This is a genomic window from Paraclostridium dentum (genome assembly GCF_048568265.1).
In the GTDB taxonomy this organism is placed as follows: domain Bacteria; phylum Bacillota; class Clostridia; order Peptostreptococcales; family Peptostreptococcaceae; genus Paraclostridium; species Paraclostridium dentum.
Genome location: NZ_CP183813.1, coordinates 1013000 through 1036525 on the forward strand (window position 1 = coordinate 1013000; position 23526 = coordinate 1036525).

Genomic DNA, 23526 nt, shown 5'->3' on the forward strand with positions numbered 1-23526 from the left:
TTTATAAGAGGAGATTGATATATATGGAGCTACTTCCAACAAAAGATTATTTTGAAGCACATGAACATAATTTACATGATATATTTTTTGAAAGTAAAAAATTTATAGTACCAGACTATCAAAGAAAATATGCTTGGAGTATAAATCAGTTAGATCAGTTTTGGGAAGATTTTATTAAAACATATGAAAGTTGCTATAATATAAATACAAATGTTTTAAAATCATGTAATTCACATGCACCACACTTTTTTGGAGGTGTTGTATTAACGGTACTTGGAGAAGGTAAATATGAGATAATTGATGGACAACAACGAATAACGACTACATCTATTTTTATGAAGTGTATTACTGAATTGGCAGAAAGAATAAGTGATATGAGCAAAATGGTCCATATTATTAAGCTAACTGAACATTTTATTAAACAGACAGATAATATAACTATGGACTTTGAGGCTAAATTAGAATTGGATTCTACTATTAATGGATTCTTTAGAGATTTTATACTGCTTAAAAATAATAAGAAGGATAGAGATTTATATTTAAATGGTAAGAAATTTAAGAAAAATTCGTCTCAAAAACTAATATCAGAAGCCTATGAGTATTTTTATGATAAATTAAGTGAAGAGTTCCCACAAAATATGAATTCAGATGATTTATATCAGAAGTTACTTGCATTTGTTACAGTTATAACTAGATATTTTCTAGTATTAAAAATAGGTGTGAAAAAAAAGAATACCGCATATACAATTTTTGAAACTTTAAATAAAAGAGGTAAAGACTTATCTGAATCAGATATGATAAAAAATGAGTTATTTAAAGCTATAAATGGAAATTCTGATGAAATAAAGTTTAAATGGGATAATATATGTGAAAACATAGAAAATGAAGATCTTACGGAGTATATAAGATTTAGTTATTCATCAACATATGAAAATGTAACTCCAGCAAAATTGTACGAAAAAGTAAAGAAGCTAATAACTAATAAGAATGCATATGACTATTTAACAAAATTAGAAGAGGAATCGGATGTATATGGAAATATAGTAAATATAAACTCAAACTATTGGCATTCTTATGCAGGTAAAACTATAGGTCAAAATATAAGTGATAATTTAAATGCAATTAAGTCAATGGGAATAACAAATTGTACACCTTTATTACTTTCTTCGGCAATTCGATATATAAACAATGAAGGTGATAAAGTAAAGTTTGACAGACTACTATCAAATATAGTTACATTTTGCTTTAGGTATTTTACTATTGGAGGAAATACAGTAGCAAACTTTGAAAAAGAAATAGGTTTTATAGCTAGAGCAGTCAGAGAACCTGGATGTAAATTAAAAAGAGGTACTAAGGTATTTGTGATTAATGATATAGATGATATAATTGAGTATATGAAAGTTTTGACACCAGATGCTTTGTTTAAAAAGAATTTTAAAGAATTCACTACTAAAAGTATGTCATTAGCATATTATATATTATTTAACCTAGAAAAATATTTAAAGCCAGGAGTACAACCACTGCCACATAGCCCGAAACAACATATAGAACATATAATGCCTAAAAAACCATCAATAGCAAAAGACAGGATGGATGAGTGGAAACATGTGAGAGATAAAGCAGAATACTCAGAATATGTAAATAAACTTGGAAATTTAATGATATTAGAAAGTGATATCAATGCAGAAATAAGAAATAAAGATTTTAAGTATAAATTAGAAAAATATAAAGGTTCTAATTTATTTTACCCAAGCATGATAGTTCAGAATTATTCAGATTGGGATTTTTCAGATATAGAAGATAGACAAAAACTAATGAGTAATACAGCATTAAATATATGGAATTATAAATAAAAAGAAAAGACATTGTCTTTTCTTTTTATTTATATACCAACCTGACCACTAACAATTTGTGTTATAAAATGCTCTAAATTGCTTGAATAATTATATTTATTTTTAAGCATAACAGCACCACGATCTATATGAAGTTTAGCATGAGTGGGAAAATACTCATCATCAGTTAAACTCTTACCAGCATGTTGTTCAAGTAAAGCTTTAAATAATCCATCATATTGAGCTGTTATAGTTTGTCTATTTAATTCAAGTCCGTTATTATCAAGACTTTTATAATCTTCAATAGGTTCATCACTAGTTAAAGACATTGAAATTGCAAGTTTACAAAGTGCAAATGGCTTTAAATTCATTCTAGAACCTAATTCTTCAAATATTTCTTTTGTTTGCATTGATGTTTTTAATCTAAATCCCATAATTACACCTCGAAAAAGTATCCTTTAGACTGTATAGTCTTTCTATTTATATCATCATAATCAATTAAATACTCCCCATTTAATCTAGGTTTTATATCTTTATATGACTTTTCATCTATTTCTGTATTAGTAGATAAAATAATAACCTGGTCACTTATAGTAGAGAAATATTCATTAGTAATATTATTTCTATGAGTTTCATCTATTCTAGCATAAGGAGTATCTATTATAAAAGGTATCTCTATATCAGAAGCTTTAAGTAAAGCCCAGTATAAGCAAAGAATATATATTTGCTTTTCTCCACTAGAGAATCCATTTATATCAACTTTTGTTCTTAAAGTTATAAAGGCTGATTGATTACCATTTTTTATCTTATTAAGTAACTCAGAACGATTTTTAACTTTATACTCAGTAAATAAATCATCGAAAAATAAGTTACCTAATTTTTTCTCCATTTCATCGTAACCTATATTTTGTATAAGGTTTTCGATTTCAAGAGAGTTATACATTTTGTTTATATATAAAGCTGTATTAAAATTACTATCTATATCTATAAAATCTATAAAATTATCTTTACGTATAATCTTTTTAAATATATACATAAAATTATTTTGAATTTCTTTTGTTTTACTTTCAGTTAAAGTTGTAATCATATCATCTAACATTAGTATAAGGTCAGAAGACATATCTACAACTTTGTTAGATTGAAGTAAATCTGTATACTTTGATTTAGCTTTATTTTTAGAGATTTCAGTATTTGAGACTAATAACTCTAAATCTTTTAACTTAATTTCTAAATGATTTTTAACCTCAGACAAATGTCCGATTTTGTTAGATAAATCTGTTAGTTCATTTATATATTTATTTAAAGATTCGTCTTCAAGACTATTGTTTAGAGTAGTTCTGATTTCTGCTAACTCTTCACCTATATTCCTATGTTCATCAAACATTGAAAGTATATTGTTATTATCAATACTTAACATATTATCGATTAAAGCAAGTAGTGAATTACTTTCATCATTAGAAAGATTATGAATAACCTTGAACTCATCTTCTTGATTACTAGGTTTTATGTCATCGATTAAAGATTCTGAAACAGTTAGAGCTATTTCATCTATACTAGAAGTATCTAATTTATTTAAAAGAAGATTTTTAAAATAATCTACTGATAATTTATCTTTTAATTGAGAATATACAAGATTGTCGCTTTCATTTTTAATTTGATTTTTTAAATTAAATATTTGATTCTTAACAATTAAAAATGGAAGAATATCATTACAAAAATCTTTTATAGATTGATTTATTACAGATCTTCTAGTTTCTAGTTCTATAGTTTTTTTATTAAGAAGTTCTCTTTCCTCAGCAAGAACTCCGCCTTTTTTTCTAAAATCTTTTTCTAATTGTATTTGTTTTTGTTTAAAATCATCAAGCTCACTAGAAATACTAGTACAATCATTCTTTAAATTAGCGTGTTCTAAATTAAGATTCGCTAATTCATCATCTAAAGCTAAATAATTTGTCTTAGCTAACTCCAATTCAGCATCGTCATTTTTACTATTTCTGATACTTGAAAGTATAGTGCTTTTTAAAACATCAAAAGTATCAAAATTACAAAGTGATAAAAGTGATTGTTTTAAGTGAGTATTAGAATTTTTACCTATGAAAAATTCTGAAAGATGTTCTCCATCAAAGAAGAAAAATTCAAATATTTTGGGAGAAATTATTGATGTTATATAATTTTCAAAAAAATTAAGCTCTTCATCTTTTAAAGGGATAGTTGAGTAGTTTTTATAAACTAAAAATATCTCATCTAATTTTTTATTTTTAAAAGTCCATTTTCTAGTCAATGTATATATGTTTATTTCTGTACCTTCACTTAACTCTAAGTCAATAGAAACAAATGCATCTACTGAATCAGACTTAAGAGAGTTATTATTTATATTTGATTTCAATTTAGATATATAAGAAGCATTAAAGCCTTGGTATTTATAAGCCATAGGCCCGTATATACAAATTTTTATAGCTTCAAATATTGTGGATTTACCAGCTCCGTTTTTACCACCAATAAGTATAATATTTTTATTATTAGTAGTAGCAAAATCGAAGACAGTTTCTTCTTCATAAGATCTAAAGTTTTTAAGTTTAAGCTTATTAATTTTCATTGTCTAACTCCTTGCTACTTTCTTCTTCAATTTTTTCAACAATATCTTGATGAAGCCATTGTTGATTTAAAGTTTTATTTATTGAATTTTTAAGCTTAGTAGTATTACTAAAATGTTTATACTTATTAGTATCAATAATTAATTTATTAAATAAATCATGGTTTATATTATACTGATTACATTTTTCATTTATTGCACATAGAGTAGAAGAATCAAATACTGGTTTTTTGTACTTAGACCAAGGAAGATCTTTATCAGTAATTTCTCTATATATATCTACTAATGTTGTAGCTGTTAAGTCTTCTTCATCATCCCATATTGCATCTATAGCTTTTAGTTCATCCAAAGTAATTAGTTCTATATCAGGATAAAACTCTTGCATTCTTATTTGAGTTTTTAATAATTCTCTAAGTATCATTTGTCTAGCTTCAAAAGTAAAAGGTCCAAACATTATACGACCATCTCTTTTTACAACAGAGCCATTTCTTTTATGTTTTTTACGATTTTCAGGAATGTCTCTTTGAGATAATATCCATGTTCTAAAATCAAGTAGGGGTTGCAATTCTAAATGACCTGATTTTATAAATCCATTTAAAGACTTGTCCTCTTTTACAACAGTACAAATCCAACAACCAAATCTACTATTACCACAGCTACTTTTAGCAGTAGATTCATCGGCTATAAATGGACATTCTCCAGAGTCTCCAGAACCTTTAGTATACATATGGAATAATTCCATAGTATCAGTTCCCCATGATGTTGCAGTAGAACCAAATCCATCATTAGCTTCTTCTAGTATATTATCATTATTATTAACCAATACATCCCAAACATCAGCAGTAGTAAAATCTACTATAGGAGTATATACATAAGCTAAATGATTTTTACTTTTCAAAGTTTGGTGAGGAGTAAGAAGGTATCCTTCAATTTCTCTTTTTTCTATTCTAGATTTTCTAGCTATACTTTCATCCTTACGAACTCCAAGTAAAATAACAACATCTTCACTTTCTAATTTGTTTTGAATAAAATTATTAGATGGTCTTATTTTTAGTCTTTCCGTACACCAACGATATTGTATAGATTTAGGAGTAGGGTACCCTTTACCTATAACATTAGCCCAAAAACTATCGTTAGCTTTAGGGTATACAATTTTAGCATGTATAGGTATATTATGTTTATCCGCGCTTTCATTCATCTTATCTATATTATCTTTAAGATATTCTAGTATAACTGGATTTTCTATAAGTGTATCTGAAGATACTATATAAACAGGTTTATGTCTTTTTTCTTTAGGAAGATTTAGAAGCATTCTGAACGTAAGTTCGGTCAAACAGCTACTATCTTTGCCTCCGCTGTACCCTATAATCCAAGGTCTATTATCATTTAGATATACGGCTTCCATTTCCTTATAAATGTCTTCTAATGCATAGTTGTCAAAATAATTAACAGCCATATATATTCATATCCTTTCTTCTAGATATTTAGTAAGTGTAAAAACAGATCTTTACATACTTACAACAATTATATAATTATAACATATATATTATTAAAGTTAAATTGATATGGACTATATTATTTGAAATAAATAACGGTTTATGGTTGTATATGAAATATTCAACTAAACTATATAACTATAAAGAAAATATTTAAACTTGTTTAGAACTTGGAACTAAAGAATAGTATAGAAATAGATATGAAAGTAAGCGAAATAAATAGTTTTAGACCTGTGTCGGAAAATCCGACAGGGGGTATTAAACTATAAAATTAGCGAAGGATAAACATATAAACTTTATCTATCTTTAAAGTGTTTTTATAGCTTTGGGAGAAAAACTTATATGTTATCCGAAGCACCAAAACGTAGTACCTTATATATTGTAAATAGTAGTAATTAAATTTTTAATATTAACAAGATTATTAGGAGGGATAATATGAGTATAGAACAATTTGTTTGTATGATATTTCTACCGATAGAGTTAATGTTAGGAGGTATAAGCATATATTAAACAAACTATATGTTTGGGATAGAGACTTATTTAAGTAAACTCAGTAAAAAACATAATGTAGAGATTGATGAAACAACATATTGTAGATTTGAAGCCATTCAAACAATTAAAAATGCAACTGGATTACTAGAATAATAAAGCTTTATTATACCCTGTGTCGGAAAATCCGACAGGGGTATTAAATCGTAAAAACATCAAATAATAACCTTTCTAATGTTCAGCTGCGTTTTATTAAATATTGTATAAGTATTTTAATATATTATTAAATTCTTATAGGAAATAAATCAAAGAACATTTACAATATAAGATAGTTCATAATTTATCTAATGTAAGGGCTTAATTAGGATTCTACTTATACTAACTATAGTTGGATATTGACTAGGGATGATAGTTATAGTTACTGGAAAATCGAAGATTGGGGGTCTAAAAATGGGAACTAGGCATAATAAAAAAAAATTTACTTTAATAAAAGATATAATTATAGTAGCTATATTAATATTAACATGCACTATAATAATGAGGGGCCGAAATAGTGAAACAATTGGTAATACAGATGAGGAAGTATTGAATAATATAATATCAAGTGATTTGATGGATTCAATAGGTAAAGAAAATATATCTATTGTAGATACTATAGGGATAGAGGATTCTAAGATAGTAGGATTCAAATCTGATACAGGTCACGGATATGCAGTATATGAAAAGAACAAGCAAGGTGATTTTGTAATGACAGATAGTGCAGCACAAGGTATTTCAGATAAAGGACTAAGAGCAAGTGATTTTGTTGTTCATTATAACACAAGTAATGGATTTGAACATAGTGAGAAAGCTTATATTTCAATATCAGAGGATAAACATATTTCAAAAGTAGCTATGAGTATTAATGAACGTACATTTATTACGCCTTTTGATAGTAGTAAGCCTGCTATGGTTGTTGTATCAGATGTTGATCCAATCACACATAATAAAGATGGAGTTACTTATAAATGTATTTACTTCGACCAAAATGGTAAAGAGATTATAGAATAATTTACATATAAAAAAGAGATATAGTTAGAATACATGTATTTCAACACCTCTGTCGGAAAATCCGACAGGGGTATTAAACTATAAAAATAGCGAAGGATAAATATATAAGTTTTATCGACCTTTAAAGTATTTTTACAGCTTTGGGAGAAAAACTTATATTTTATCCTAAGCGCCAAAACATAGCACATTACGTTTAATATCCCCATTCAACAATTTTCCAGTTTTTAGATTTATCATCTCTAATTAAAACCCAATTGTAATCAGTATAAGTAGAATTTGGCTCTAAAACAGGATTTTTTCCTGAGCCATCTACATCAAAATCAAATTTATCCTAAGTAATACACTAGTAAAAATATTACTCAATCTGTAATAGGAAAACATTTTTACAACCTATATAATAAAGATAACAAAAATAAAATAAAAGGCAGGGGATTATGATGAATAAGCTTTTAGACTTTCTAGAAAAATTTATGACACCCATTTCGATGAAGATTTCATCAAACAAATTACTACAGTCTATAAAAGATGCATTTATACTAAGTATACCATTTACGGTTGTAGGATCTTTTGTTGGACTTATAAAAATGCAATTAGAATACTTTACAAAAGGAACAGAAAATCAAATATTATTAGCAATAATAAATATACTAGGAACTGTTGGAGATATATCAATGGCTCTAATAGGAATAATAATAGTCATGGCATCAGCTTATTATTTATCAGAAAGGCTTAAAAATGATAAAGTTCATATAAACTCTATCGCAGTAGCTTTACTTGCACTAGTAGCTTATGCAGCAACTATACCTACGACAGTAGCTGATCCAGAAACAGGAAATTTAATATCAGGATATGCTAGAAACTTTTTTAACTACGAAGGTATGTTTACAGGATTAATAGTTGGATTAACAACAGCTTATTTGTATTCAAAGTTAATAAAAAGCAAAATAACTATAAAACTTCCAGATAGTGTTCCCCCAGGAATATTAAACTCATTTAAATCTATAATTCCTATGGCTATAATAATAACTTTATTTGCTGTAGTAAAAGAACTTGTAATACTTACTGGATATGGATCATTACAAGAGCTAATATCTACAATTATAGTTGCACCTTTAACAAATGTAGGGACAGGCCTACCAGCAATAATTATAGTAATTATATTTATGCAACTACTATGGTTCTTTGGACTTCATGGATTTTCAATTATGTGGGGGTTAATATCAGCTATATGGTTACCTATATTTATGAGACATATAGAGATATTTGCTAAAACTCAAGATTTTTCAGCTATAACAGAAGTTGCTCCAAATGTAATGAGTAATATATACGCAATGATAGGTGGATCAGGATCTACATTAGCTTTAATAATAGCTATATTATTAATATCAAAGAAACAATCAGCAGAAAGAGCTATAGCTAAAATATCTTTAGTTCCAGGTCTATTTAATATAAATGAGCCATTAATATTTGGGTTACCAATAGTTTTAAATCCTATAATGTTTATACCATTTATATTTGTTCCAGTTATAAATGCTGTTATAGCATACTTTGCAACAGCATCAGGGCTTGTAACACCTATGGTTGTATTAAATGCAGGAGTTGAACCAGTATTACTTAATGCATGGGTACTCGGAGCATTTAAAATAGGACCAGTATTATTAATGTTAGCTTTATTGATATTAGATGTAATTTTATATGCACCATTTGTAAAGTTATTACAAAATCAAAATAAGATTGAAGAAGAGGATGATTTTGATTTAAGTGACGGATTTGAATTATAAAAAAGTACTAATTGGAGGTAAAATATTATGAAAAACGTACATTATATACCACATACTCACTGGGATAGAGAATGGTATAGATCATCAGAGGCATTTAGAATAAGACTTGTATATAGCTTTGATATGCTATTAGACATATTAGACAAAAATCCAGAGTATAAATATTTTACCTTCGATGGGCAAACAGCAGCAATAGAAGATTATCTTTCAATTAGACCGGAAAATAAAGAAAAGATAAGTAAACATATTTTAGATAAAAGATTATATATAGGTCCTTGGTTTATACAACCGGACCTATTCCTTGTAAGTGGGGAATCTATACTTAGAAATTTGGTTATAGGATCTAATATAGCTAGCGATTTAGGAAATTGTATGGAGATAGGATGGGTTCCAGATGCATTTGGACAAATTCAAAGTACACCTCAAATTTTTAAGGAACTAGGAATGAAAGCTGTTTTTGCATGGAGAGGATTTAATTATAGAAAAACTAAAGACTCTGTTTTTCTTTGGGAAGCTCCAAATGGAGATAAGTTATTAACTGTACATTTTCCACTTGGATATGGTCATTATAGATATCTACCAACAAATAAAGATGATGCGATAAAAGATATACAAAATGTAATAGATAGTGTTGAAAATAGATTTATTGATAATCAACTGTTATTTATGGGAGGTAGTGATCATGCAAGACCTCAAGGAGATATAACAAATATATTAAATGAAGTTTGCGAAGAGTTTGAGAAAAGTGGATATAATTTAAAGATTTCTAATCCAGAAGAGTTTGTAGAAGATGTGTTAAAAGAACAATTAAAATCAAACAGAGAAGTAGAAGTATATAAAGGAGAAGCTAGATCGGCAGATTTAGGAAGAATTCATGCAGGGATTTCATCTACTAGAATGGATATAAAAAATCCTATGAAAGATTACGAAACAAAACTTCCGTTAATAGCTGAACCTATGTCAGTTATAAATAGTTTGTTTGGAGGAAGTTATAGTCAATCTATAAGTAATTTCTTCTGGAAGATATTATTTAAAAATCAATTCCATGATTCTATTTATTCATCTTCCCCAGAATCTGTAAATAATTCTGTAGAGAATAGATTGCTAAGCTTAAGACATGGAATAAATGAGATGATATGGTTAAACTTTAGATTTTTAAGAGATAAGATTAACTTTAGTAGTTTAAATGAAAATGAACAACCTATAGTATTGTTTAATACACTTCCATACAAAAGAGATGATTTAGTATTCATTAATTTATATGTAAAAGATGACAACTTTACTATAAAGGATTTTGATGATAATGAAATTTATTTTGTAAAGGTTGATAAATTGGAAAGTATAAATAATGAAATTGAATATTATAATGGATTATTAAATTTAAATGATATAGCTGAAGTTTCAGAAGGCACTATGAAACAAGTGCAAATAAAAATAAAGGCAGATATATTGCCACCTATGGGCTACAAAGCTATAAAGGTATGTTATGGAGAATCACCTAAGTTAAGTGAAAATAGTGACTTATTATTAGATAAAGAAAATAGAATATTTGAAAATAAATATTTAAAAGTAAACATAAAAGATGATGGAACTTTAACTGTTTTAAATAAAGAAAGTAATTTAACTTATGAAAACCTACTTTACTTTGAAGAAAAAGGTGATGATGGAGATGAGTACAATTATTCACCTCCAGTTAAGGATTTAGTTATAACAACTAAAAATACTAATGCAGATATAAAGTTGATAGAGTCAAATCCTTTATTTATAAAATATGAGATAATTCATAAGATAGATGCACCTTTTGAGTGTATAAACCATGAAAGATGTGAAAAAATAGAAACTTCTCATATAGTTACAGAAGTGGTTTTAAAGTGTGATAGTAAAAGAATAGATTTTAAGACAACAATTATAAACAATAATAAAGATCATATAATAAGAGCTGTATTTGATGATGTGTATGAAAGTAAGCAAAGTTTAAGTGAGGATCATTTTGGAAGTGTTATTAGAGACAATGAAATTAAAGATTTTAAAAAGCTAGAAGATGGAGCAACTGAACTTGAACTGCCTATATATCCAATGCAAGGATATGTAAAATTAAATCATGATAAAGAAGTTCTTGCAGTTTTATCAAAAGGTCCTAGTGAATATGAGATTTATAATGATAAATCTATAGCAATAACTCTTATAAGATGTGTTGGAAAATTTGGTAAAGCAGATTTAAAAATTAGACCGGGTAGAGCTTCAGGTTACAGACTAGATGCTTCAAGTTCTCAACTTCTAAAAGAAGTTACTTCTACTTATTCAATATACTTTGACAATAATGTTAGCTTAGGAGATATATCAAAAGAAGCTAATAAGTTAAAAGTAGATGTTATATCAAGACATTTAAAAGACTTTACTAGAGATGTTAATGATAACTTAAAAGATGAATTCTCATTAATTGAACTAGATAATAGATTAGAAATAATGGCTTTAAAAAAATGTGAAAAAAGTGATGATTTTATTTTAAGAATAAAAAATAGTAATGATTTTGACATTGAAAATATAACTTTACAAATCAATGCTTTAATAAATGAAGTATATGTATCTTCTTTAAGAGAAGAAGATATTGATAAGTTAGATATAAATGAAGGTAAAGTTACTATAAATAAAATTAAGAAAAATTCATTCCTAACATTGATGTTAAAACAAGCATAAAGGAGATTAGTCATGAATGTAATTTATATTCCTTTAGATGAAAGACCGTGTAATAGATTATATCCAGAATATATAGCTTCTTGCAATGATGAAATAAATATATTAAGTCCAGATTTAAGTATCTTAGGATATAAAAAAACTCCATGCAATTTAGAAGCCGTATGGAAATTTCTAGAAGAGAATGCTCAATTTGCAGATGTAGCTATACTATCAATAGATATGTTGCTTTATGGAGGGTTATTGCCATCGAGATTGCATAAAAGTACAGCTGAAGAACTAGAAGTTTATATAGATAGAATAAAGAATGTAAAAAGTAAAAATAAAAATCTTAAAATATATGCTTTTAACTTAATTATGAGGACTCCTAAGTATAGTTCTAGTGATGAGGAACCAGATTATTATGAGCATTATGGAGCTGAAATATTTAAAAGGTCATATTTAATTGATAAAAAAGATAGAGTTGGAATATCTATTGAAGAAGAACAAATTTTATCAAACTTAGAAATTGATATTCCTAAAGAATATATTGTAGATTATGAGATAAGAAGAAATACTAATATTCAAATGAATAAAAAAGTTTTAGAGTTATTAAAAGATAATATTTTAGATTATTTAGTTATACCTCAAGATGATTCTTGTGAGTTTGGATATACTGCAATGGACCAAAGAAAAATAAATCAGTATATAGACTTAAATAATTTATTTGGAGATGTGCTTATATATCCTGGAGCAGATGAAGTAGGAGCTACATTATTATCTAGAGCTTTTAGTGATTATAAAAATAAAAGAGTAAAGATATATCCTTTGTACTCATCTACACTAGGTAAATCTATAATACCTTTATATGAAGATAGACCTATGTTTGAATCTTTAAAATCACATATTATGTCAGCTGGGGGACAAATTGTATATAACTATGATTGTGCTGATGTTATACTTGCTATAAACTCTCCAGGAAAGGTAATGCAAGAGTCATGGGATCAATTTGAATGTAGAGATGTATCATATGATTCATATAGAAATATATTATCTTTCACACATAGTATAAAAAAATTTATTGAAAGTGGTAAGGATGTAATAATAGCTGACTGTGCATATGCAAATGGTGGAGATTATCAATTAATAAAGTTATTAGACAAGTATGAAGTATTAGATAAAATAAAAGCATATTATGGATGGAATACTCATTGCAATAGTTTAGGAACCACTTTAAGTCAAGGGATAATAACTCACTTTGGATTTAATAAAGATAATGTAGATAAAAGCTTGATATATCATTTACTAGAAGATGTGTTTTATCAAAGTAAAGTAAGAATGTATGTTAATAAAGAAATACTTCCTAAATATGAATGTAATTACTTTGATATATCAAACTCTATTGATATTGTAGAAGAAAAGATTTGTAGTTTAATAAAAAACGAGTTTGAACAAGTTATTAAAAACTCATTTAAAGATAAAACTATTTCAAATTTAAGTGTGTATAATCCATGGAAGAGAATGTTTGAAATTGGATTAGACTTAGACATATAAACTTATATAATAGACAAGAAAAAATAATATGGTAAAATGGTATAACAAGAACAAGAGAATAAATACTATTTTAGGTGATTATTATGAACTTAGTAGAGAGAATAAATGAATATGGAAATAGTCTAAGTAGCACTGAAAAGTATTGTTTAGACAATATAATAAGTAGTGATAGTATGGTTAAAATAACTATACAGCAACTAGCTGATAATTTAAATGTATCAACTACAACTATTTTTAGAATGGTAAAAAAGTTAAAATATAAGTCATTTAATGATTTCAAGGATGATCTTTTATTAAATAAAACACTAACCCTTGAAAATTCATCTATTCCTGATGAAGATGATGAAATAATAAATAACTTAAGTAGGCAATACTTACAGACTTTGCAACTAATGAAAAGTGTAGATTTTGAACCAATAGTAAAAAGTATAAAAGAAGCTAAAAATGTTTTGATATGTGCTATGGGAATGACTCACTATATAGCTAGAGTTTTAGAAATTAAGACAAAGTTAAATGGAATAAATTCAAGACATTTTAGTGATCCTTGGTTTATGAAACTAGAAGTAAACTCAATGAATGAAGATGATATGGTAGTAATATTGTCAAAGACAGGAGAAACTAAAGAACTTGTTGAAGTAGCTAATATTGCGAGAGTAAATAAGTGTAAAATTTTATTTATAGGTGAAGTTGGAAAATCAACTATAAAAGATATGTCTGATTATTTTATACCAGTTGCAAATACAGAAAATATAGGTTTAGATTTAGATACAAGATTGCAAATACATGTTGCAGCTAATTACTTTATGAAAAAAATATACAAATAATAATAATAATCCCTATGTCGGAAAACATGACATAGGGGTTATTATTATTAGAAAATCCAATTACTATAAAAATAATTATTCTCTTTCGACAAGAAAAGGCAAATTTTTTATAAATAATATGATATATTGTTTGAGCACTAATATGCAATTATTAATATTTATAGGTAAGAGGAGACATAAATGAAAGACAGAATCAAAGAATTTTTAAGAAACAACAAAGCATTAGTTATAGTTGGAGTGGTGTGCTTTATATTAGGGATAGGAGTAGCACCAAAAGGGATAAGTGAAGATGAATACAATAAAGTAAAATCTAACTATGAAACAACTAAAAGTGAATTAGATAATTCTAAAAAAACTATAACTGACTTAGAGGGAAAAGTTAAAGAAGCAGAGCCATTTTTCAAAATGGATAACGCTGAAAAAGAAGCTATGAAAATTGAATCTGAAAAAAAAGAAGCGGAACTTAAAGCAGAGCAAGAAAGATTAGCAAAAGAAAAGAAACAAGCTGAGTTAGATGCTAGAAGTGTAACATTGGGGAATGGTACATATTTAGTAGGTAAGGATATACCAGAAGGAGTATATGACTTAACAGCAGTTAAAGGTGGAGGAAACGTACAATCTTCAGACTTTAAAGTAAACTTAATCATGGGAGTTAGCGGAAGTTCAGACTTCTATCAAAGGGAGCAACAAAATGTAGCATTAAGAGATGGAGCAACTATAGATTTAAAAAATGTAACTGTTAAATTTGTTCCAGATGATGGGTATGTTATAAAAAAATAATTAAAAGCAATACAAAAAATTATAAATGGGGATTTATAAGCGGAAATTAATAATATAAATTTAAAAAAGGTGTATACCAAAATTAGAAAAGGATAAACACATAAGCTTTGTAAGAAAAACTTATATATTTATCCGAAACTTTGGGATACACCTTTTTTACGTCTAAACAAATAAAATTAAATAAACTATTGGAATTGTAACTATAAGTCCTAATACATTATAAAATGTAAAATATTTTAAATAAGTAGAGCTATCATCTTTAAATTCATTAGTATAAATCTTATATGAAATAACACTAGCTAAAGAGGCTATAAGAGTACCCATACCTCCAATATTCACACCGAGTAATAGTTCTTTAAAGTTATTTGTAAATCCAGATAAAAGCATAGTAGCTGGAACATTACTTATAACCTGACTAGATAGTATTGAAGTTATAAAAGTAGACTGAGGACTATTTAAAATTCCTATCATAAAACTTCTAATAGAATCCATTGTAGAAATATTTCCTATAAATATGAAAAATCCTATAAATGTAATAAGTAATGAATAATCAATTTGTGTTAGCAATTTTTTATTTAGGATAAGTACAGTTAATAAAGTTATACTAAATGCTAGCCTATAGTCTACTATATGAAAAACAGATAAAAGTATAATAGCAAATAATATAGAAAAGAAAATTACATCTTTTTTATTTTTAATTTCTACATCTTCTAAGTGTAAGTCTAACTTGATTTTTTTACTTTTTAATATGATAACACTTAAAAACAGTACAGAAAAAATTACCAAAGGAGCAGTTATCTTAAAAAAGTCACTAGGATCTAAATTATAAAAAGAGTATATAAATAGATTTTGAGGATTACCCATAGGAGTAAAACTACTTCCTAAATTTGCAGCAAGTGTTTGTAAAATAACTATTTTTAACACATTAATATCTGACTTTTTAGCAACCACTATACTAAGAGGAACAAAGGTAATAAGTGCTACATCATTTGTGACTACCATTGATGCTAAAAAAGTTATAAACACAAGTGCAAATGATATTGACGTATAAGTACTACATTTTTTTAATAATGATATAGCGATGCTATCTAAAACTTTAAGTTCCTTAAAAGCTGCAACAACTACCATAAGATTAAATAGTAGTATTAAAACCTTAAAATCAATATATGATAATTTTGGACTAGATATAAAAGAAGTTATAATTGCTAAAGAAGCTGAAAGTATTAGTACTATTTCTTTTTTTATAAAGTTTTTTAAATTGTTCTTATTAGAGTTATGATTATCAATTATTGGAATTGATAGTTCTTGGTTGTTATTATTAAGCATTTAAAATCTCCCTATATGTTTTTTCTACCTTAAAAGATTTTACAATAGAAGCTTATTTTTATCTATAAGTAAAATTAAAAAATATCATAAAAAATTATAATTTAGGACATCATATACTTAATGAAAGATGCGTCTAAAAAATGACAATAGTCTGAAAATTGACGTTGTGAAAATTAAATCTAAAAAGTAAGTAAAATAGCCATTAATAGAATATTTTCTTTTGATTGTCCATAAAAAAACGTCTATTTGTTGACTTTTTGACAAGTTTAGAATAAATTACACAAAATTTAGGAATAAATAAAAGTAAACGCAAATATATATAAAATACCAAAGATTTGAAAGATTTCAACGATTTAAAATTTTATTGTTAATAAAAGAACAAGTGGCACAATACTTGCTTTTTTAAAAGGTATTAGGCTTTTACAGGGGGTGAAAGTTGAAATGAGCCGACTCACGAATGTGATGACTAAGGGGAAAAAACAAGTATATATTAGGGGGTTCAACTATGATTAACGTAATAAGAGTTTTACTAGGTGTATTTACAGCTTTCTTTGGATTTTCATATTTCAAGGATATAGCAAAAGCAAAATCAGAAAATAATTTTGAAGATGTATCAACAGGTAAAGCATTAGCAACAGGTTTTGTAACAGACTTTTTTGACACACTGGGAATAGGATCTTTTGCACCAACGGTTGCAATGTTTAATGCTTTAAAGATGAATATATCAGACAGATTAATACCTGGTACATTAAATGTATGTCACACTATACCAGTTGTTTTAGAAGCATTTATATTTACAACTGTTATAAAGGTAGATCCAGTAACTTTAATATGCTTAATAGGAGCAGCTGTAGTAGGTTCATACCTTGGAGCTGGAGTTATAGCTAAGATGGATGAACGTAAGATACAAATTATAATGGGAATTGCATTAGCAATAACTGCACTTTTAATGTTATTAGCTCAATTAGAATTAATGCCTGGAGGCGGAACTGCTACAGGATTAAGTGGAGCAAAATTAGTTATAGGAATAATAGGTAATTTTATATTAGGAGCACTAATGACTGCAGGTGTTGGATTATATTCTCCATGTATGGCTATGGTTTACTTCTTAGGAATGTCACCAGACGTTGCTTTCCCTATAATGATGGGATCTTGTGCGATGTTAATGCCAGTTGCAAGTACTAAGTTTATAAAAGAAGGAGCTTACGCTAAAAAAACTTCATTCTTTATAACAATAGGTGGAGTTGTAGGAGTATTTATAGCTGCATTTATAGTTAAGAGTATGCCAATTGATATACTAAAATGGGTAGTTATAGTAGTTATAACTTACACTTCTATATCAATGTTAAGAAAAGCATTTAAATCTGAAAGAGCAGAATAATTTAATATAATAAAAAAGAAAGTGATTTTTATCGCTTTCTTTTTTTGTATTAAAATTTATAGCTAGAAAAACTTAAAATCTATTGATATTATCATTATGAATACAAGTAAACTATATAATAGATAATATAGGTAAATATTAAAGTTGAAGGGGAAAAATAATGAAATATTATATGAAATCTAAATTGTTTAAAATTAAAGAAGACTTCTGGATACAAAATGAAGAAAATGAAGAAGTATTCTTTGTAGACAATAAATTATTTGCAGTAGGGCTTCAATTTGATCTTATTAAAGATGAAAAAACATTATATTCTGTTAAAGAAACTGTAATATCGCTGCTAGCTAAATATCAAGTTAAAGAAGGTAATGAAGTTGTAGCGGAAGTAAATAAAAAGCCTTCATTTATGAGAGATAGTATAAAAATAGAAAGTAAATATGGGGATTTAAATGTAACAGGGGATATAATTGATCACAATTATGAAATATATAAAGGAAGTGAGCAAATAGCTAGAATTCATAAAGAAGTTTTTACTTTTACAGATAGTTACAATGTAGAAACTGATTTTGAAGATGAAGCATTTATTTTAACTTTAGCAGTTATAGTTGATGATATAATTGATAAACAGAGAAGTAAGTAGTTTTAAATTAAACATTTTTTCGCATCAATATATATTTTTAGGTAACAATAAGTTTGGAAAAATAATATTTATATGTATAGGTGATATATATGAAAGAAAAAAAAGAATTATTGTTAGCAATTTTTATACTTGCAGCATTATTTTGCGTAAAGACATTTGTTGAAGAGATGGAAAAAACGAGTTTAAGTAATGAGAATCAAAATATTATTCAAACTTATAGTTATACAAAGGAAGATCCTTTAAGTAGATTGAAAAAAGGAAATGAAATATATCTAGATGCTACATACAATAAAAATATAATTGACAAAGATGCAAGAAAAAAACTTAATGAGAGTGGACAAAAGCCGTATGCTGTTGTTTTAACTTGTTCTGATTCAAGAGTAGTTCCTGAAAATATATTTTATACAGGATTAGGAGAACTATTTGTGATTAGAGTAGCTGGAAATGTAGTTGATGACACTGTATTAGGAAGTATTGAATACGCTATAAGTAAATTAGATGTACCTTTAGTTGTAGTTATGGGTCATAATGATTGTGGAGCTGTAGAGGGAGCGTCTAAAGATCATGTTAATGGAAAATTAGAAACTATAGTTCAAAAAATTAAACCAAGTTATGAAAAAGCAAAATTACAAGGGGGATCAAAAGAAGAAATTTATAATAATGCAGTTAACTTTAATATTGATAATTCAATTAATTTAATTAAAGAAAATGAAATAGTAAAAAAATATATTAATGAGAAAAAAGTTAAAGTAACTGGAGCTACTTACGATATGAAAACAGGTTTAGTTAAATGGGTAGACTAATTTTATAATTCGGAAAATTTAAACTTAAAGGGAGTAATAAGAAATTACTCCTTTTGTGTTTTAAAAGCATATAAGTAGTGGTATATAATTCTATAGAAAAATTTTGATAAACATCAAAGGAGATTTATTATGGAGAAGAAAAAAATATTATCTACTACCATAATGTTTGTAGTTATAGTAGCAGCAATTATAGGTTTTAAAAGTGTGTTTGGAGATGCAAATACATTGGTTGGAGTTGCAGGTATTACAGCCGCTCTATCTTTACTAGGGACAGATTACACTATAAACCCAGTAAGAAATACAATATATTTTGTATGTTTAGAGGTTGTATTAGGTATAGGAGCTTTTCTAGCCGCAAATAATTCAATTTTATCATTAATTATAACTTTTATAGTAATATTTACAGTTTTATATAATTTTACATATAATACGAAAAAACCTACTTATGTAGCTTTTACATTAGGATATCTATTTATGTTATACAGTCCTGTTGATATAAAAGAATTACCAACTAGATTATTAGCTCTTGTATTTTGTGGATTAGCAATAATGGCAATTCAGATGCTAGCTAATAAAAACAAACTTAAAACACAATCTAAAAAAACAATAAAAAATTCTGTAGAATATATAAATGAGGAAATAAACTGTATATTAGAAAATAAAAATTTAGATTTTGTAAATGAGTTAAACAAAAAAACATACATAGGAATAAGAGACTTGATATCTGATATGTATAAAAGAATAGACAAAGATGTAAACTTACCTATTGAATGTATGCAAAGTTTATTTATAAGTAGATTTTTAGAAAGTATTAACTTAACAATAGGTAAAATTAAAGATGATAGAAATGATAATGAAGGTTATTTTAAAACATTTAATGAAATAAAGAACTTATTAATAGAAATTGAGAATTTTATAGATGAAAAATTAAGTATAGATGAATTAATAAATAAGCTAAGTAGCTATGCTGAGGACACAGATAAAATAGAACCAAATTATTATTTAATATATGAACTTAAAGATGCAGCAGATTTATTAAGTTATGATTTAAAAGATTCAAGGGATAAAAAAATAGATAAAATTAAGGAAAATTATTTTGTAACAAATTTATTAGATAGAGTAGATGATTTAAAAAATAATATAAGCAAGGATTCTCTTAAGTTTACTTTTGCATTAAGAGGAGCTATTGTTACAAGTATTGGTGTTTTTATAGTTAGTATTTTTAACATTGAATATGGAAAATGGTTAGTGTTTAGTTTATCATCTATAGTTCAACCTTATCTTGAAGCTAGTAAGGTAAAAGGTAAGGATAGACTTGTAGGTACTGTAATAGGATTAGTAATTTTTGAAATCTTATTTTACTTAATAAAAGATAATTCTGCGAGAACATTAGTTATACTTGTAGTTGGGTATATAAGCAACTTCCAAACTAAATATAAAGACCAAATGATATGTACAACAATTTCTGCATTAGGTGCAGCAGCTATGACTAGTAGCTTAGAGATGATATCTGTAAATAGACTAGTATTTGTTGTTATAGGTACTTTAATCGCATTATACGCAAATAAAGTTATATTACCTTACAAAATGAGTGATATAACTAAAAAAGATATTGAAAAATCTATAATGATAAATGAAAAAGTACTTTCAAAGCTATATGAATTAGGTCGTTTAGACTTAAAAATAGATGAAGATGTTAAAGATATGTTATTTGTAAATAACTTGATAAATAAAAAAATAGACATAAACAACTTGACACTTTTATCAAATAGCATTGACGATTTTTTATATAATCAACGAATGTTCATGAATGATATTAGATTTTTAGTTAATAACTTTAGAAAATTTACTCAATGTAATATTGGAGTAGTAGACCTAGTTTATGACGTAGATAAGCTAATGCATAGAGAAAATTCTAAAGAGGATATAATTAAGTGTTTTAATAAAAGAGCGGATAAGTTTAGTCAATTAGTTTTAGTTGATGTTTTAGAATTAAAAGAAAATATAATAAATTCTAAGAAACTATCTAAACAAATTTCAAATGAATTATAATTTAAATTTACGTATGAAATGCATTTCATTACATAAAAAATGCATTTCATGAATATAAAATAACGTTTTACTCGTTAATCGACAAATTAAAACATAAAGCAATATATAATGATGTTAAGAAAATAAATTCTTAACATCATTTTTTTAAGCTTAAAGAAATTATAGCTACATGAGCAAAGCGAATTTTTATTAACTTTTAGGGAAGGAGCGATTGATGTGATAAGTTTTTTAGGATCAATAGCGTTACTTATAATTGGGTATTATACTTATGGTAAATTTGTAGAAAGAACGTTTGGCATTGATGATAGCATCAAAACGCCAGCAACTACACTTGAAGATGGTGTAGATTACATTCCAATGAAATGGAAAAAAATATTCCTTATACAATTCTTAAACATAGCAGGACTTGGACCTATATTTGGAGCAATACAAGGTGCTTTATTTGGACCAGCAGCATTTTTATGGATAGTGTTTGGAACCATATTTGCAGGAGGAGTTCATGACTTCTTATCTGGATATTTGTCAATGAAAAACAGAGGTGATTCAGCTTCTGAGCTAGTTGGAAAATACTTAGGAAATTCAACTAAAAACTTAATGAGAGTATTTACAGTTGTTCTTTTAATATTAGTTGGTACCGTATTTATGACAGGGCCAGCAGCACTTTTAACAACTTTAACATCAATAGATGCTAAGATATGGGTTGTTATAATAGTAATATACTATATAGCTGCCACTGTTTTACCAGTAGATGCAGTTATAGGAAAGATATATCCACTATTTGGAGCAGCACTTTTAATAATGGCTGTTGGAGTTGCAGGAGGGTTAATATTTAAGGGTTATGATATACCAAATATAGCACTTCACAATTTACATCCACAAGGACAACCATTATTCCCATTCTTATTTATAACAATAGCATGTGGAGCAATATCTGGGTTCCATGCAACACAATCTCCTATGATGGCAAGATGTGTTGAAAAAGAAAGTGAAGCTAGAAGAGTATTCTATGGTTCAATGGTTGCAGAAGGTATAATAGCTTTAATATGGGCAGCTGCAGCTATGACATTCTTTGGAGGAGTTCCTCAATTAGATGTTATATTATCTCAAGGTGGACCAGCTACAGTTGTAAATGTTATATCAAATACTTTAATGGGACCAATAGGTGGAGGACTTGCAATATTAGGAGTTGTAGTTTGTCCTATAACTAGTGGAGATACAGCATTTAGAAGTGCAAGACTTACAATAGCAGATGCAATGAAGATAGATCAAAGTAGTATAAAAAATAGATTTATGATATCTATACCATTATTTGTAATAGGTATAGCACTTACTTTCATAGATTTCAACATAATATGGAGATATTTCTCTTGGGCTAACCAAACATTAGCTATGATAATGTTATGGACAGGATCAGCATACTTAGCAAAACACAATAAAAATCATTTTATAAGTACTATACCTGCTATATTTATGACAGCTGTAACATTTGCATATATAATGCAAGCGCCAGAAGGATTTAGATTACATGCTGGAATATCTAATGCAATAGGTATTGGAATGGCTATAATATTCACTATATTATTTGCTAGAAAAGCTAAGAAATTAAGAAGTGAAAATAAAGAATTAGCATAGGCATTAAGTTAGTATTTCATATATATAAAATAAAGGTAGAATCTTTTAAAGGTTCTACCTTTATTTATCATAAAATACTTGAAAGTTCAAGTATTTTATGATAAATTGAAAATAGGTGAAAGTTCAAGTATTTTAAAGGAGGAATTAAATGAGTTATTTAATTCTTAGAGAAATAGGTAAAATTGCAAGATGTCTACAAACAATAAGTGATGTAGAGTTTAGAGAGATAGGGCTAGAAAAAGGACAGTACTTGTTTCTAGTAAGAATATGTGAAAATCCAGGTATTAATCAAGAAGTTTTATCTAATTTATTAAATGTAGATAGGACAACAACTGCAAAAGCTATTAAGAAATTAGTTGAAAAAGATTATGTCATTAAAAGACATAATGCAAATGATAAAAGAGCTTATGAGCTATATCCATCAGAAAAAGCTAGTCAAATACATTTAATTTTAAAAAGTGAAGAGGAATTATCTACAGAGAATTCATTAAATGGGTTTAGTGAAGAAGAAGTAGATATTCTATTTACTTTATTAGAAAGAATGAGAAAGAATATAGAAAAAGATTGGGAGTATGTAAAAAAAGGAAATAAAAGAGACTATACAAACAAATAGAGGAGGCAGC

The 23526-nt window shown here is 26.9% G+C and carries 17 protein-coding genes; 13 read left to right on the top strand and 4 right to left on the bottom strand.

Annotated features, from left to right (window positions below; all coding sequences use genetic code 11):
* Positions 1-23 precede the first annotated feature (23 nt).
* Complete coding sequence (locus ACN6I1_RS04450) at positions 24-1853, top strand: DUF262 domain-containing protein (RefSeq protein ID WP_419742867.1); 1830 nt, start codon at positions 24-26, stop codon at positions 1851-1853.
* A gap of 29 nt (positions 1854-1882) precedes the next feature.
* On the opposite strand, the gene ACN6I1_RS04455 is transcribed toward ACN6I1_RS04450, so the two are convergent.
* The 3 genes from ACN6I1_RS04455 to dndC are packed head-to-tail and all read right to left on the bottom strand — an operon-like array spanning position 1883 to position 5881.
* Positions 1883-2266 (bottom strand): DndE family protein, encoded by a 384-nt coding sequence (locus ACN6I1_RS04455; RefSeq protein ID WP_419742868.1) that lies wholly within the window; start codon positions 2264-2266, stop codon positions 1883-1885.
* Between the two features lie 2 nt (positions 2267-2268).
* Positions 2269-4428, bottom strand: coding sequence for an AAA family ATPase (locus ACN6I1_RS04460; RefSeq protein WP_419742869.1), 2160 nt, complete (start codon positions 4426-4428; stop codon positions 2269-2271).
* The gene (gene dndC, locus ACN6I1_RS04465; protein WP_419742870.1) at positions 4418-5881 is read right to left on the bottom strand and encodes a DNA phosphorothioation system sulfurtransferase DndC; all 1464 of its coding nucleotides are present in this window, start codon (positions 5879-5881) and stop codon (positions 4418-4420) included. Before dndC ends, ACN6I1_RS04460 begins: the two co-directional genes overlap by 11 nt.
* A gap of 979 nt (positions 5882-6860) precedes the next feature.
* Between dndC and ACN6I1_RS04470 the strand changes: the two genes are divergently transcribed.
* The 6 genes from ACN6I1_RS04470 (at position 6861) to ACN6I1_RS04495 (ending at position 15072) form a co-directional block, all read left to right on the top strand.
* Positions 6861-7460, top strand: coding sequence for a hypothetical protein (locus ACN6I1_RS04470; RefSeq protein WP_419742871.1), 600 nt, complete (start codon positions 6861-6863; stop codon positions 7458-7460).
* Between the two features lie 437 nt (positions 7461-7897).
* Entirely contained in the window at positions 7898-9241 is a 1344-nt protein-coding gene (locus ACN6I1_RS04475; RefSeq protein WP_419742872.1) for a PTS sugar transporter subunit IIC, read from the top strand.
* 27 nt (positions 9242-9268) lie between these two features.
* Positions 9269-11938, top strand: a complete 2670-nt coding sequence (locus ACN6I1_RS04480) for a glycoside hydrolase family 38 C-terminal domain-containing protein (RefSeq protein ID WP_419742873.1) — start codon at positions 9269-9271, stop codon at positions 11936-11938.
* A 12-nt stretch (positions 11939-11950) separates the two neighbouring features.
* A complete protein-coding gene (locus tag ACN6I1_RS04485; RefSeq protein ID WP_419742874.1) occupies positions 11951-13468 on the top strand; it encodes a DUF4127 family protein in 1518 nt (505 codons plus the stop codon).
* A gap of 83 nt (positions 13469-13551) precedes the next feature.
* Entirely contained in the window at positions 13552-14292 is a 741-nt protein-coding gene (locus ACN6I1_RS04490; RefSeq protein WP_220796715.1) for a MurR/RpiR family transcriptional regulator, read from the top strand.
* Between the two features lie 180 nt (positions 14293-14472).
* Positions 14473-15072, top strand: coding sequence for a hypothetical protein (locus ACN6I1_RS04495; protein ID WP_419742875.1), 600 nt, complete (start codon positions 14473-14475; stop codon positions 15070-15072).
* Between the two features lie 162 nt (positions 15073-15234).
* Here the strand turns inward: ACN6I1_RS04495 and ACN6I1_RS04500 are convergent, their stop codons facing one another.
* The gene (locus tag ACN6I1_RS04500) at positions 15235-16398 is read right to left on the bottom strand and encodes an SLC13 family permease (RefSeq protein ID WP_419742876.1); all 1164 of its coding nucleotides are present in this window, start codon (positions 16396-16398) and stop codon (positions 15235-15237) included.
* A 505-nt stretch (positions 16399-16903) separates the two neighbouring features.
* Here ACN6I1_RS04500 and ACN6I1_RS04505 point away from each other — a divergent pair.
* The 6 genes from ACN6I1_RS04505 (at position 16904) to ACN6I1_RS04530 (ending at position 23516) form a co-directional block, all read left to right on the top strand.
* The gene (locus tag ACN6I1_RS04505; protein ID WP_419742877.1) at positions 16904-17779 is read left to right on the top strand and encodes a sulfite exporter TauE/SafE family protein; all 876 of its coding nucleotides are present in this window, start codon (positions 16904-16906) and stop codon (positions 17777-17779) included.
* A 160-nt stretch (positions 17780-17939) separates the two neighbouring features.
* Complete coding sequence (locus tag ACN6I1_RS04510) at positions 17940-18416, top strand: LURP-one-related/scramblase family protein (protein ID WP_053831034.1); 477 nt, start codon at positions 17940-17942, stop codon at positions 18414-18416.
* Between the two features lie 89 nt (positions 18417-18505).
* On the top strand, positions 18506-19219 hold the full coding sequence (locus ACN6I1_RS04515; RefSeq protein WP_419742878.1) for a carbonic anhydrase: 714 nt from the start codon (positions 18506-18508) through the stop codon (positions 19217-19219).
* A gap of 129 nt (positions 19220-19348) precedes the next feature.
* Positions 19349-21271 (top strand): FUSC family protein, encoded by a 1923-nt coding sequence (locus ACN6I1_RS04520; RefSeq protein ID WP_419742879.1) that lies wholly within the window; start codon positions 19349-19351, stop codon positions 21269-21271.
* A gap of 216 nt (positions 21272-21487) precedes the next feature.
* A complete protein-coding gene (locus ACN6I1_RS04525; protein WP_419742880.1) occupies positions 21488-22903 on the top strand; it encodes a carbon starvation protein A in 1416 nt (471 codons plus the stop codon).
* Positions 22904-23051: 148 nt separating this feature from the next.
* Positions 23052-23516 (top strand): MarR family winged helix-turn-helix transcriptional regulator, encoded by a 465-nt coding sequence (locus ACN6I1_RS04530; RefSeq protein WP_150842512.1) that lies wholly within the window; start codon positions 23052-23054, stop codon positions 23514-23516.
* Positions 23517-23526: the final 10 nt, after the last annotated feature.